Here is a 13,642-nt window from a genome sequence, read left to right on the forward strand (position 1 = left end):
GTTGAGCACCCGGGACACGGTCTGGTGCGAGACGCCGGCGCGGGCCGCGACGTCGGACATGACCGGCCCGCGGTGCGGCTGCATGGCCGCGCTCATGGTCCATCTCGTCGGTCACGGCGTAGACGGGCCTTCATCGGCTGTCCCCTTTTGGCGGGCGAAATGTGAACGCAAACATGCTTGGCCCTTCGACGCGCTGTCAAGGGCCGACTACGTCGCCGTTATCTGTTCGTGACATTCACCAGGTCCCGCACTGACCTGCGAAAACCGCGTTTCGGGAGGTGATCGGCGGTGTCGGTGCTGTAACGGCGGCATTTCCGGCTCGTGATCTTGGAGCGGACTCGACGGTTGTCTCTGTTAACGATCTCAACAGTTAGATGCAGGTCAATATCCCGAGTTACGGGCAGGTTGCCGGGAGTGTGCCGATATCGTCGGTCATCGCTCGCTGGTCACCGAAAAATTCTGACCGGGCGTGGTGCGACCGGCTCGGACGGCCGGTTGGTCCATCATGGCCGGTGTGAATCACCAGGTCCGGGCTGTTGGCGCTCACAGCCGGGCGATTTGGAAGGCGTCTTGCCCGACCATCTCCTGCTGGGAGCCATCGATGCAATCTTCCGGTAACAAAGAGCGATCACCTCTTGACTCGCCTGTTGAGAACGGTAACACTCGCGAAACGCAGTAACCGGAGGCGTCTTCAAGCCCCGGGTTGGTCACGGTGATGGAGACCGGTCTCCACCACCGGCTGTTCCCCTTTTGAAACTGACGCATGCGCGGGAACCTCTCCCTGTTAACGTTCACAACCCTGCGCATGGGCTCCAGGTCCGCTTGAAGGAGGAAGTAGTGCTCAAGAGACTGTCTGTTGCGATGGTCGGTGCCGTGCTGCTCGGTTCGGCTCTGGCCGGCTGTGGCGGCGGTGACGACTCGTCAAGTGGTTCCGGCTCCGGCTCCGATGACAAGATCGTCCTCGGCTTCTCCCAGGTCGGCGCGGAAAGCGGCTGGCGTACTGCCAATACCAAGTCCATCCAGGACTCGGCCAAGGCGGCCGGCATCGAGCTGAAGTTCGCCGACGCTCAGGGCAAGCAGGAGAACCAGATCTCCGCGATCCGGTCCTTCATCACTCAGAAGGTCGACGTCATCGCGTTCTCCCCGGTGGTCACCTCCGGCTGGGACGCGGTGCTCAAGGAGGCCAAGGACGCCAACATCCCGGTGATCCTGACCGACCGCTCCGTCGACTCGCAGGACACCTCGCTGTACGTGTCGTTCCTCGGCTCGGACTTCGTCGAGGAGGGCAAGAAGGCCGGCCAGTGGCTGGTCGACCAGTACAAGGGCAAGACCGGCACGGTCAACATCGTCGAGCTGCAGGGCACCACGGGTGCGGCGCCGGCCATCGACCGTCAGAAGGGCTTCGCGGACACCATCGCGTCGGACCCGAACCTGAAGGTCGTGAAGTCCCAGACCGGTGACTTCACGCGGGCACAGGGCAAGACTGTCATGGAGACCTTCCTGCAGTCGACGCCGAAGATCGACGTGCTGTACGCGCACAACGACGACATGGGTCTCGGCGCCATCGAGGCGATCGAGGCGGCCGGCAAGAAGCCCGGCACCGACATCAAGATCATCACGGTCGACGCCGTCAAGGACGGCATGACCGCGCTGTCCGAGGGCAAGATCAACTACATCGTGGAGTGCAGCCCGCTGCTCGGCCCACAGCTGATGGACATCGTCAAGCAGGTCAAGGACGGCGGCACCCCGGAGAAGCGGATCCTCACCAAGGAGACGACCTTCACCCAGGAGCAGGCCAAGACCGAGCTCCCCAACCGTCAGTACTGATCTTTGTTCGTACGGCCGGCCCCGGGCTCACCCCGGGGCCGGCCCGCGGGGCGTGAAACGGAGCACGAATGGGCGAGCCCTCCCCGGTTCTCGAGATGACCGGTATCCGCAAAGTCTTCCCCGGCGTCGTCGCGCTCGACGGCGTCGATTTCCGGCTCTTCCCGGGTGAGATCCACGCCCTGATGGGCGAGAACGGCGCCGGGAAGTCCACCCTCATCAAGGTGCTGACCGGCGTGTACGAGATCGACGGCGGCGGCATCACGCTGGGCGGCGAGCAGGTCGACTTCACCGGCCCGCTGCAGTCCCAGAAGGCCGGGGTCAGCACCGTCTATCAAGAGGTCAACCTGTGCACCAACCTGACGGTGGCGGAGAACATCTTCATCGGCCGTGAGCCGCGGAAGTTCGGCCGCATCCAGTGGGGACTGATGCGCAAGCGCGCCGCGGCGCTGCTCGCCCGGCTCGACCTGAACATCGACGTGTCGGCGACCCTCGACACCTACTCTCTCGCGATCCAGCAGATGGTCGCGATCGCCCGGGCCGTGGACGTCTCGGCCCGCGTGCTGATCCTCGACGAGCCGACCTCCAGCCTGGACGCCTCCGAGGTGGCCCAGCTGTTCACCATCATGCGGCGGCTCAAGGACGACGGTGTGGCGATCCTGTTCGTCTCGCACTTCCTCGATCAGGTCTACGAGATCTCCGACCGGCTGACGGTGCTGCGCAACGGCCAGCTGATCGGCGAGTACAAGACCGCCGACCTGCCCCAGGTCCAGCTGGTCGAGAAGATGATCGGCAAGGAGCTCGCCGTCCTGGAGGACCTCGAGGACAGGTCGCAGCGCATCCGGGCCAAGACCGGCGACGCGGCACCTATCCTCTCCGCCACCGGGCTCGGCCGCACCGGCGCCATCGCACCGTTCGACCTCACCATCCACGAGGGCGAGGTGGTGGGACTGGCCGGGCTACTGGGCTCCGGGCGTACGGAATTGGCGCGGTTGCTCTTCGGCGCGGACCGCGCCGACAGCGGCAGCCTCCAGATCGACGGCAAGGACGTGACTTTGCGCGGCCCGCAGGCCGCGATGAAGCGTGGCATCGCGTTCTCCTCGGAGAACCGCCGCACCGAGGGCATCCTCGGCGACCTCACCGTGCGCGAGAACATCATCCTCGCGCTGCAGGCCTCGCGCGGCTGGACCAGGCCGATCCCGCGCCGCCGGCAGGACGAGCTCGTCGACAAGTACATCAAGGCCCTGCAGATCCGGCCGGCCGACCCGGAACGCGAGGTGCGCAACCTTTCCGGCGGCAACCAGCAGAAGGTGCTGCTCGCCCGCTGGCTGATCACCGAGCCGCGACTGCTGATCATCGACGAACCGACCCGCGGCATCGACGTCGGCGCCAAGGCGGAGATCCAGAAGCTGGTCGCCGAGCTGTCCGACGGCGGGATGGCCGTGCTGTTCGTCAGCGCCGAGCTCGAGGAGGTCCTCCGGCTCAGCCACAAGATCGAGGTGCTCCGCGACCGGCGGCTCGTCGAGGAGCTGGAGAACACCGAAGGCGTCGACGCCGACCGCATCATGCAGACCATCGCCAGCGGAGCAACCTCATGACCATCGTCAAACACCGGCTTTTCTGGCCCAGCGTCATCCTGGTGGCCCTGCTGGTCGTCAACATTTTCACCGCCAACCAGTTCATCACCGTCCGGGACGGGCACCTGTTCGGCGTGCTGCCGGACATCCTGCGCGGCAGCGCGCCGCTGCTGCTGGTAGCGCTCGGCATGACGCTGGTGATCGCCACCGGCGGCATCGACCTGTCGGTCGGTGCGGTGATGGCGATCTCCGGTGCGGTGGCCTGCCTGCTGATCAAGGACCTCAGCAACCAGAACAGCGTCGGGTCGGTGCTGCTGATCATGGCGATCGCGATCGGTGCCTCGCTGGTCCTCGGACTGTGGAACGGCACCCTGGTCGCGGTGGTCGGGATCCAGCCCATCATCGCCACGCTGATCCTCATGGTGGCCGGCCGTGGCGTGGCCCAGCTGGTCACCGACGGTCAGATCATCAACGTGCAGTCCAGCCCGTACGCGACGATCGCGACCGGCCATTTCCTCGCGGTGCCGGTGGCCTTCCTGATCGCGATCGCCGCCGTGGTGCTGACCGTGCTGCTCACCCGCCGGACCGCGCTCGGCCTGCTGCTGGAATCGGTCGGCGGAAGCCCGACCGCCAGCCGGCTGGCCGGCATCCGGTCCCGGCGGATCACCATCATGGTGTACGTGGTCTCCGGCGGCCTCGCCGGTCTGGCCGGCCTGATCTACAGCGCGAACATCAAGAGCGCGGACAGCATCTCGGCCGGCAACCTGATCGAGCTCGACGCCATCCTGGCCGTGGTGATCGGCGGAACCGCCCTGATCGGCGGCCGGTTCTCCATCGCCGGCACGGTCATCGGCGCGATCCTCATCCAGGCCCTGCAGGTCACCGTGGTGGCCGTCGGCGTGCCGAGCAAGGCCACGCTGCTGTTCAAGGCCGTGATCGTGGTGGCACTGTGCCTGTCCCAGTCCGCTACGTTCCGGCAGAAGGTTTTCGGGCGCTTCAGGCCGTCGCGTCCCGCCGTTCCTGCGGAGGTGCCCGCGTGACCACGATCGACGCGACGCCGGCTACCAACAAGAGCCCGTCGCCGACCAATCCGCGCCGCCGGGTCTACCTGCCCCACACCAAGTACATCCCGATCCTGGCGACGCTCACGCTGCTGCTGATCATGTACTTCACCGGCGTGGCGAACTACGAGAACTTCGGCCAGCCCAGCGTCGTGGTCAACCTGTTCCGCGACAACGCGGTGCTGATCGTGGTCGCGGTCGGCATGACCTTCGTGATCATCACCGGCGGCATCGACCTGTCCGTCGGCGCCGTCATCTCGATGACCACGACGCTCACCGCCACCCTGTTGCAGGCCGGCTGGCCGCCGCTGGTCGTGCTGCCGACGGTGCTGCTGCTCGGCTCGCTGCTCGGCATGGGCATGGGCGCGGTGATCCACTACTTCAAGGTGGAGCCGTTCATCGCCACCCTGGCCGGGCTGTTCCTGGCCCGGGGCATCGCCCTGTTCATCAACCAGAGCTCGATCCCGATCCGGGACAAGCTCTGGAAGGCGCTGTCCGAGTACCGCATCGTGCTCGCCGACGGCGTCGTCACCAAGATCACGTCGGTCACCGCGGTGGTCGTGGTGCTGATCGCGGCCGCGGTGCTGGCCTGGACCCGGTTCGGCCGCAACGTCTACGCGATCGGCGGCAACGCCGACTCGGCGCTGCTGATGGGCCTGCCGGTCGGCCGTACGAAGATCGCGGTCTACACGCTCAGCGGCTTCTGCGCGGCGCTCGGCGGCGTGCTGTTCAGCATCAACTCCACCTCCGGCTGGGCACTGCAGGGCCAGGGCCTGGAGTTGGACGCGATCGCCGCCTGCGTCATCGGCGGCGTGCTGCTGACCGGTGGCTCGGGCTACGTCTTCGGTTCTCTGCTGGGCGTCATGGTCTACGGCCTGATCCAGACGATCATCACGTTCCAGGGTGACCTGAACGCCGCCTGGACCCGCATCATCGTCGGCCTGCTGTTGTTCGGCTTCATCGTCCTGCAGCGGGTGGTGACCCGAAGAGCCAGATGATGCGATGTGGTTCGTGATGGCCGGCCGCGGCAGCGGAGGCACGGAGTTCGCCCGCGGCCGGCTATTGCATCAAATTGGTTTGATGTAACCTGCGGTGATGAGTGCGGAGCCCCCGGCGTTCCTGGCCGCGGCCGGCCACCCGGTGCGGTGGCGGCTGCTGCGCGAGCTGGCCCGCGGTGACCTCGCGGTGCACGAACTGACGACGCTGCTCGGCCAGCCGCAGAATCTGGTGTCCTACCACCTGGGCAAGCTGCGCAAGGCCGAGGTGGTGTCCGTGCGGCGCAGCAGCGCCGACGGTCGCGACACCTACTACTCACTCGATCTGGCCCGCTGCGCCGACCTTCTGTCCGGCACCGGGAACTCCCTGCACCCGGCGTTGCGCCTCGGGCCGCCGACGATCGGCGACGCGGTCACCGGACGGGTGCTGTTCCTGTGCACCGGCAACAGCGCGCGGTCGCAGATGGCCGAGTTCCTGCTGCGGCAGCGCACCGCGGGCGCCGTCGAGACGTTCAGCGCCGGCAGCCGGCCCAAGCCGATCCACCCGCACGCGGTGGCCGTGATGGCCGCGCGGGGCATCGATCTCGGCGGAGCGCGATCCAAACATCTGGACGAGTTCGCCGATGACCGGTTCGACCACGTGATCACCCTGTGCGACCGGGTCAAGGAAATATGCCCGCGGTTTCCGGGGCACTCGCGGCCGGTGCACTGGAGTCTTCCCGACCCGTCCGAGGACCCGGCCGGCCGGCCGGCGTTCGAGCGCCTCGCCGACGAGCTCACCGAGCGGATCGGCCACCTGCTGCACACGCTCGCGGCCCGAGTGAACAAGGAGACGTCATGACCAGCCCCACCGACGGCACGGTGGACGTCCGCTATCTCGTGGACGACGTCCGGGCCGCCATCGACTTCTACACCAGCCACCTCGGATTCACGCCCGGCCGGGTCTTCCTGCCCGCGTTCGCCGATGTGCAGCGCGGTCACCTGCGACTCCTGCTGTCCGGCCCGACCAGTTCGGCGGGGCGGGCGATGCCGGACGGCCGCCGGCCGGAGCCCGGTGGCTGGAACCGCATCCACCTGCTCGTCGACGACATCGACGCCGAGGTCGCCCGCCTGCACGCCGCCGGTGTCGAGTTCCGCAGCGACGTCGTCTCCGGGCCCGGCGGGCGGCAGATCGTCCTGGACGACCCGGCCGGCAATCCGGTGGAGCTGTTCCAGCCGGCCGGCCGTTGACGGACACCGCCCCCAGCCTGACGGTGGTTCTGCGCGAGTGGGGCCGGATCGGGTGCCTCGGCTTCGGCGGGCCGCCCGCGCACATCGCCCTGCTGCGCAAGCTGTGCGTCCGGGACCGCCGCTGGCTCGACGCCCAGGAGTTCGAGGACGCCATCGCGGCCTGCAATCTTCTCCCCGGCCCCGCCTCCACCCAACTGGCGATCTTCTGTGCCTGGCGGGTCCGGGGCCGGGCCGGAGCGCTGGTCGGCGGGGCCGCGTTCATCGTTCCCGGCCTGATCGTCATCCTGGCCCTGGCGGCGCTGTTCCTCGAGGGCGACCCGCCGGTCTGGGTCAGGGCCGCCGGTGCCGGCGCGGGTGCCGCGGTCGCGGCGGTCGCCGTTCAGGCCGGAGCCGGTCTGATGCCGGCCGGCTGGAAACGCGCCCCGGAACACAGCAACCGCGCCCGCTGGGCCGGCTACCTGCTGCTCGGGGCGGTCGCCGCGGCCGTCGCCGGCCCGTGGCTCGTACTGCTGCTGGTCGGGTGCGGCTTCGCCGAGATGATCGCCCAGCGGGTGCCGGCCGGCCCGCACCCGCGCCGGCCGGCAGCGGTCCTGGCCGCCGCGGGGTTCGGGGCCGGGGTCCTGGGCTCGATCGCGTGGACGGCGCTCAAGGTCGGCGCGCTGTCCTACGGCGGCGGGTTCGTCATCATCCCGCTCATGCAGGCCGACGCCGTCGACCATCACCACTGGATGACCGCGCCGCAGTTCCTCAACGCCGTCGCCCTCGGCCAGATCACGCCCGGCCCGGTCGTCCAGACCGTGGCCGTCGTGGGCTACGCCGCGGCCGGGCTCGGCGGCGGGGTGCTCGCCTCCGCCGTCGCGTTCAGCCCCTCGTTCGCGTTCATCCTGTTCGGCGCCCACCGCTTCGACCGGCTCCGCGCCGACCGCCGCGTGCGTGCGTTCCTGGACGGTGCCGCGCCCGCGGCGATCGGCGCCATCCTCGGCTCCGCCGTTCCGCTCGCCGCGGCACTCGACCGGCCCTGGCAGTACGCCGTCCTGGCCGGAGCCGCCGCACTCACCCTCGGCCTGCGCCGGGGCCCCGTCCTCACCCTGCTCATCGCGGCCGGTGCCGGTGTCGTCATCGTCCTGGCCGGCGGACCGCTGCCGCAGTGAGCGATCTTCATCGTGACGGCGCAGGTCACGGAGACAAAAGGTAATCGGTCGTCGAGCATAATGCCGTGATGGAATGGACTGACCTCACCGACACCGAACGTGCGGTCGCCGCCATGTGCGCGACCGGATCCGAAGCGGATGTGGTCGGCTGGACGGACCCTGCGGTGCGCGGCGAGGCGCTGCGTTTCATGCTGCTCGGCGGCGTCACGGCTCAGCCCGGCGACCGGGCGGAGCTTCGGCTCTCCGGGGCCCGGGTCCAAGGCGCGTTCGAGGTGGAGTTCACCGAGGTCGACGTGCCGGTAACCCTGAAACGTTGCACGGTCGACGGGCCGATCAGCTTCTACGGCTCGCACCTGCGGCGGCTGACCCTTGACGATTGCGAGTTCGCCGAGCTCTACCTCTCGGATGCCACGATCGACGGCACCGTCGCAGTGCGTGGCTCCACCAGCACCGGGCTGGTCAGCTTCGCCGGCGCGACGATCGGTGGCTCGCTGGTCATGCGAGGCACCCACCTGGCCGGCCCGGGCATCGCCTTCGACGGCCCTTCGCTGCGCGTACGCCGCGACTTGATAGCCGACTACGGGTTCACCTGCCGGGGCGCGCTGCGCCTCGACCGGGCGGAGATCAACGGCATCCTCACCCTGGAAGGGGCGGTGCTCGACGGTTGCGGCGACGCGGCCGCGAGCAGCCTGCGCATGCCTGGCATCGCCCGCGGCGGGCTCGACGACGGCGAGTGGTCCACCAGCGTCGCCTTCAGTGGCCGGCACCTCAGTGCCAGAGAGCTGATCCTGCTGCCGGCGCAGCCACCGGGTGGGCTGTTCGACCTGCGCCACGCCAAGCTCGGGCTGTTGCGCGACACCCCGCCGACCTGGCCGCCGGCGCTACGCATCGACGGCCTGAGCTACGAGGCGCTGGCGGACGTCGACGAGCGCGACGCCCGCCTGCGGTGGCTGCGGCTGGACCCGCGCGGCTTCCGGCCGCAGCCGTACGCACAGCTGGCTCAGGTGTACCGCGCCGCCGGCCGTGACGAGGACGCGCGGAGCGTGCTGCTGGCCGGCGAACGGCATCGCCGCGACGCGCTTTCCCGGCCCGGCCGGTGGTGGGGCCGCCTGCAGGATGCGACCGTCGGCTACGGCTACCGCCCGGTCCGTGCCGCCGCATGGCTCGCCGCGCTCTTCACCGTCGGGACGATCGTGTTCCTGTGGTACGAGCCGCGGGCCGCCGATCCCGGCAAGGCTCCGCACTTCGTCGCGCCGGTCTACACGCTGGACCTGATCCTGCCGGTCGGCGACTTCGGGCAGCAGTCGGCGTACCACCCCCGCGGCGCGACGGTCTGGCTGGCGTACACCCTGATCGTCGCCGGTCTGATCCTCGCCACCACGGTCGCCGCGGCCGCGACGCGCCGCCTGCGCCGCACCTGAGTTCCGCGACGGCCGGCGTCGTCACGATCTCCATTGACCGAACTGTTGTCAATAGGTAGTGAAAACCCTGCTGTCCCGCACTGAGCTGCGGAAAACAATTGATCTCCCGGGCTTCCGGAAAGCGGTGCGGATTCCGTTGGTGACCGCGAGCAACAAAACGTAGATCGTCGATCTTCGGGGGTCGAACGGCTGGTCGACGTGCGTGCGGCCGCTGTGTACGGTCCGGTGCGTCCTGCAGTTGACCGTCCGTGATGGGACGAGGGAATCGTGGCGCGCGTCTTTCTCAGCTATGCCTCAAAAGATCTGCGAGTGGCCGCCGATCTGCATGCCCGGCTCCGGACCGCGGGGCACGAATTGTTCTTCGACCGGGACCTCCAGGACGGAATTCTGGTCGGCGAGCAATGGCAGGACCGGTTGTACGAACGCCTCCGCTGGGCGGACGCGATGGTCTGCGTCGTCACCGCGGCCTGTATCGACTCGGCATGGTGCAACGCCGAAATCGGCGTCGCCCAGTCCCGGGGCATCCGGGTGCTTCCCGTGCTGGCCGAGAGCGATGTGGTGCATCCGCTGCTCGCGCCGCACGTCTATCAGTACGCCGATTGCGGCGCTGTCGAGCCGCTGCTGTCGGCACTGAGCCGGATCGACGCGGCCGGTGGCCAGGGCTGGCCCGACGAACGCAGTCCTTATCCCGGACTGCGGCCCTTCGACGCCGATCGGCAGCGGGTGTTCTTCGGCCGGCACGCGGAGATCGGCCGGTTGTGCCGTGAACTGCGATCGCCGGCCGAGCGGACGACCGCCGGAATCCTGCTGGTCGTGGGTCCCTCCGGCTGCGGAAAGTCCTCGTTCGTCCGGGCCGGGGTGATCCCGGCGATGGCCCGGGAGCCGGGCTGGGTGACCCCGCGGGCCGTCCTGCCGGGCACCGACCCGGTCGGAGCGCTGGCCCGGGAGCTGGCCGCCGAGGCACGACGCCGGGGGCTCGACTGGACACTGTCGATGATCCGGGACTGCCTGCTCGACCCGGACGGACTGGCCGAGCTCGCCGGCAAGTTGCTGGCGGCCGTGCCGGGTTCCCCGGTGCCGCAGCTGCTGCTGGTGTTCGACCAGTTCGAGGAGGTGCTCACGCGTACGCCGCCGGCCGCCCGCAAGCATCTCGCCGAGCTGCTGAGGGTGGCCGCCGAAGGCCCGGTGCGGGTCGTGGCCACGGCGCGGCCGGAGTTCCTGGCCCCGATACTGGAGAGCGCGGACCTGGCCGACCTTCCGCCGCGGATAGTTCCGCTGCGGCCGCTGCGCCGGGACGCTCTGGCGGCCGTCGTGACCAAGCCCGCAGAACTGGCCGGTATCGAGGTGGACGAGGAGCTCGTGACCCGGCTGGTGACGGACACCGCCGGCGGCGACGCGCTGCCGCTTCTCGCCTTCACCCTCGCGGAGTTATCGGTCGGGGTGAGCCGAGGGGGCAGTCTGTCGGCCGCCCGCTACGACAACCTCGGCGGTGTCCGGGGATCGCTGGTGCGTGAGGCCGAGGCCGCTCTGATCGAGGCCCAGGCCGCCGCCGGGCGGACCCGGGACGAGGTGATCGCCGGGCTGCTCCGGCTCGTCACGGTCGACGAGCAGGGGCAGCCGACGCGCCGGCGGGTTCACCGTGAGCAGCTGCCCGCCGAGGTCGTCGCCGAACTGGAGCCGTTCGTAAGCCGCCGGCTGGTCACCACGGACACCGAGGGAGACGCGGTGGTGGTCGGCGTGACACACGAGGCGGTCCTGTCGGCCTGGCCGCCGCTCGCCGCCGCGATCGCCGGCGCCGCGACGGCCCTGCGGGCGCAGCGGGTCGTCGAGGTCGTCGCCGCCGACTGGGATGCGGCGGGACGGTCGCCCGACCGTCTGTGGGAGCGCGGGCAACTCGCGGCCGCCCTCGCCGACACCGGCGCTGTCGTTCGCCGCCGGCGTGGGCTCTCGCTCACCGGCACGGCGGTCGATCTCAGCCCGCACTCCCGTGACTTCCTGCTGACCAGCGTCCGCCGGGACCGTCGGCGCCGCGCCCGGGGCGTCATCGTGCTGTCCGCCGCGCTGATCGTCTCGCTGGCGGCGACCGGAACCGCGTACGCGTCGCTGCGGACAGCGCAGAACCGGCAGCAGCTCGCGCGGCATCAGCAGGAGATCGCGACCGCCCGTTCCCTGCTGGCCCAGGCCGGCACCCTGGTCACGCCGGATCCGCGGACGGCGCTCCTACTGGGAACGGCCGCCTACGAGATCAGCGCCGACCCGGAGACCCGGGCCGGTCTCGCCCGGATCCTGACCTCGACCCGATTCGCCGGGACGGCCGACGGCCACCGCGACGAGGTGACCGCGGTGTCGTTCAGCTCGGACGGCCGCACCATGGCCACCGCGAGCGCGGACCGGACGGTCCTGCTCTGGGACATCACCGGGAATGCGAGTCCCCTCCGCACCGCGCGGCTCGACCAGGCTGCGGAGGTGTCCTCGGTGGCTTTCAGCCGGGACGGGCTCACGCTCGCCGTGGGCACCACCGACGGATACGTCCGGCTGTGGGACCTGACCGATCAGTCCCATTCCACTCCGCCCCCGTCGCTGCGGGTTTCCCCGGAAGGGGACTTCGTCAGCGTGGCGTTCAGCCCCGACGGCCGCACGCTCGCCACCGGCACCCTCAACCGCCGACTGAAGCTCTGGGACATCGCCGACCTGTCCCGTCCCGTTGCTCTCGGCCGGGGGACAACCGCGTTCCGTGGCCTGCTCCGGGGTCTGACCTTCACCCCGGACGGCCGGACCCTGATCGTCGGTGAGGACCAGGAGGTCAGCCGGTGGGATATCGCGAATCCCGCCGAGCCGGTTCGGCTGCCGGCGATGTTGCCCGGTGCGTCCGCGCCGTTCTCCCTCAGCGCCGACGGGCGGACGCTGGTCACCGCGAACGGCGGCGACGAGCCGGAAGCGCCGACGCGAGCGATCGTCTGGGACCTGAGTCGTCCGCGGCATCCGTCCCGGGCCGGCGTGCCGGTGATCGACAAGGGAGTTGTCCAGCTGGCGCTGAGCCCGGACGGGCGCACCCTCGCGATCGGGCGCGGCGATTGGACGACGGCGTTGTGGAACATCGCCGATCCGGCCCACCCCGCCCTCATCGGCGCTCCGCTGGCCGGACACCGCAACCTGCTGTCCGCGATGGCGTTCGCCCCGAACGGCCGGATTCTCGCCACCGGCAGCGCGGACAGCTCCGTCGCGCTGTGGGAGATCCACGACCGGGTACGCCCCGGGATCCTCAGCACCACCAAGATCGCCCGCGGGCAACCGCCGTTCTCGGTCGGCTACCGCCCGGACGGGCGCGTCCTGGCCACCGCGACGCTCGGCGACGACGGCATCGCCCCCGAGGTGACGCTCTGGGATGTCACCCAACCGGCTCGTCCGGCGCCCATCGGCAACGCGCTGACCGGCCTGGCCGCCCCCGCGATCTTCAGCCCGGACGGGCACACGCTCGCCGCGCTGACCGACGCCGGCGACGTGCGACTGTGGGACGTCACCGACCGCCGGAACCCGGTCCGGCTCGGCTCGGCTCCGTCCGGCTCCACCGGCTCGCCCTACACGATCGCCTTCGGTCCGGACGGCAGAATCCTGGCCACCGGGGACGAGGACCACGGGGTGACGTTGTGGGACGTCACCGACAAGGCACGTCCCCGCCTGCTCGCCCGGCCGGCCTCACCGCACACCAACGCCGTCTATGCGGTGCGGTTCAGCCCGGACGGACGACTGCTGGCCAGCGCCGGCGTCGACGGCGCGCTGGTTCTCTGGGACATCGCCGACCGGAACAACCCACGGATCCTCGGCTCGCCGCTGCGGGATCACACCGACGGGCTGACGTCGGTGGCGTTCAGCCCCGACGGCCGGACGATGGTGACCGGCAGCCGGGATCAGAGCATCATCCGGTACGACCTGAGCGATCCCCGGCGTCCGATCCGGATCGGTCCACCTCTGAAAGGCCACCGTGCCGACGTGACCGGCCTGGAGTTCAGTCCGGACGGCCGGACCCTGGCCAGCGGCAGCTTCGACGGCACCACCGTGCTGTGGGACATGACCGACCGGACCCGTCCCGCCATGCTGGGAGCCCCGCTGCCGGCCGGCGGGCCGGTCTTCGCCGTGCAGTTCGGTCCGGGTGGCGACGTCGTGGCGGCCGCGGGCGTCAACGGTGTGCGCCAGTGGGATCTCGGCGAGCTGAACGCACTCCGCGCCGATCCCCGGCGCATCGCCTGCCGCATCACCGGACGAGGACTCGACCGACAGGAGTGGAACCGCTACATCGACGGTCTGCCGTACCGGCAGACCTGCGCCGCTGTCTGAACGGAGTGTTGCCCGGCCGGGGCTGTCCGGCCGGGCGACACCGGAGCG

At 70.0% G+C, this 13,642-nt stretch carries 10 protein-coding genes; 9 read left to right on the forward strand and 1 reads right to left on the reverse strand.

Annotated elements, in window-relative coordinates; all coding sequences use genetic code 11:
• The coding region (locus Ato02nite_RS52865; RefSeq protein WP_307854011.1) for a LacI family DNA-binding transcriptional regulator at positions 1-96 on the reverse strand (96 nt) is incomplete at its 3' end.
• Positions 97-861: 765 nt separating this feature from the next.
• On the opposite strand from Ato02nite_RS52865, the gene Ato02nite_RS27410 reads away from it, so the two are divergent.
• The 9 genes from Ato02nite_RS27410 (at position 862) to Ato02nite_RS27450 (ending at position 13,594) form a co-directional block, all read left to right on the forward strand.
• Positions 862-1,827: an ABC transporter substrate-binding protein gene (locus tag Ato02nite_RS27410; RefSeq protein WP_213009603.1), complete on the forward strand. Its 966-nt coding sequence runs from the start codon at positions 862-864 to the stop codon at positions 1,825-1,827.
• A gap of 68 nt (positions 1,828-1,895) precedes the next feature.
• Complete coding sequence (locus Ato02nite_RS27415) at positions 1,896-3,422, forward strand: sugar ABC transporter ATP-binding protein (RefSeq protein ID WP_213009511.1); 1,527 nt, start codon at positions 1,896-1,898, stop codon at positions 3,420-3,422.
• On the forward strand, positions 3,419-4,441 hold the full coding sequence (locus Ato02nite_RS27420) for an ABC transporter permease (protein WP_213009512.1): 1,023 nt from the start codon (positions 3,419-3,421) through the stop codon (positions 4,439-4,441). Before Ato02nite_RS27415 ends, Ato02nite_RS27420 begins: the two co-directional genes overlap by 4 nt.
• Positions 4,438-5,460: a galactofuranose ABC transporter, permease protein YjfF gene (gene yjfF / locus Ato02nite_RS27425; protein WP_213009513.1), complete on the forward strand. Its 1,023-nt coding sequence runs from the start codon at positions 4,438-4,440 to the stop codon at positions 5,458-5,460. Before Ato02nite_RS27420 ends, yjfF begins: the two co-directional genes overlap by 4 nt.
• A 97-nt stretch (positions 5,461-5,557) precedes the next feature.
• Positions 5,558-6,298, forward strand: coding sequence for a metalloregulator ArsR/SmtB family transcription factor (locus Ato02nite_RS27430; protein ID WP_213009514.1), 741 nt, complete (start codon positions 5,558-5,560; stop codon positions 6,296-6,298).
• Positions 6,295-6,687 carry a VOC family protein gene (locus tag Ato02nite_RS27435; protein ID WP_213009515.1) on the forward strand — a complete coding sequence of 131 codons (393 nt, stop codon included), beginning with the start codon at positions 6,295-6,297 and terminating at the stop codon, positions 6,685-6,687. The genes Ato02nite_RS27430 and Ato02nite_RS27435 overlap by 4 nt, the downstream gene beginning before the upstream one ends.
• A complete protein-coding gene (gene chrA, locus Ato02nite_RS27440) occupies positions 6,684-7,838 on the forward strand; it encodes a chromate efflux transporter (protein ID WP_213009516.1) in 1,155 nt (384 codons plus the stop codon). The genes Ato02nite_RS27435 and chrA overlap by 4 nt, the downstream gene beginning before the upstream one ends.
• Positions 7,839-7,906: 68 nt before the next feature.
• Positions 7,907-9,259, forward strand: a complete 1,353-nt coding sequence (locus Ato02nite_RS27445) for a hypothetical protein (RefSeq protein ID WP_213009517.1) — start codon at positions 7,907-7,909, stop codon at positions 9,257-9,259.
• 267 nt (positions 9,260-9,526) lie between these two features.
• Positions 9,527-13,594 (forward strand): nSTAND1 domain-containing NTPase, encoded by a 4,068-nt coding sequence (locus Ato02nite_RS27450; protein WP_281419802.1) that lies wholly within the window; start codon positions 9,527-9,529, stop codon positions 13,592-13,594.
• Positions 13,595-13,642: the final 48 nt, after the last annotated feature.

It is taken from the genome of Paractinoplanes toevensis (assembly GCF_018332695.1).
Lineage (GTDB): Bacteria > Actinomycetota > Actinomycetes > Mycobacteriales > Micromonosporaceae > Actinoplanes > Actinoplanes toevensis.

Excerpts from the sequence above, each read along its gene's own strand:
- Ato02nite_RS27445 (WP_213009517.1), top strand. The coding sequence starts at position 7,907 with ATGGAATGGACTGACCTCACCGACACCGAACGTGCGGTCGCCGCCATG.
- Ato02nite_RS27435 (WP_213009515.1), top strand. The coding sequence starts at position 6,295 with ATGACCAGCCCCACCGACGGCACGGTGGACGTCCGCTATCTCGTGGAC.
- Ato02nite_RS27430 (WP_213009514.1), top strand. The coding sequence starts at position 5,558 with ATGAGTGCGGAGCCCCCGGCGTTCCTGGCCGCGGCCGGCCACCCGGTG.
- Ato02nite_RS27420 (WP_213009512.1), top strand. The coding sequence starts at position 3,419 with ATGACCATCGTCAAACACCGGCTTTTCTGGCCCAGCGTCATCCTGGTG.
- Ato02nite_RS27415 (WP_213009511.1), top strand. The coding sequence starts at position 1,896 with ATGGGCGAGCCCTCCCCGGTTCTCGAGATGACCGGTATCCGCAAAGTC.
- Ato02nite_RS27410 (WP_213009603.1), top strand. The coding sequence starts at position 862 with ATGGTCGGTGCCGTGCTGCTCGGTTCGGCTCTGGCCGGCTGTGGCGGC.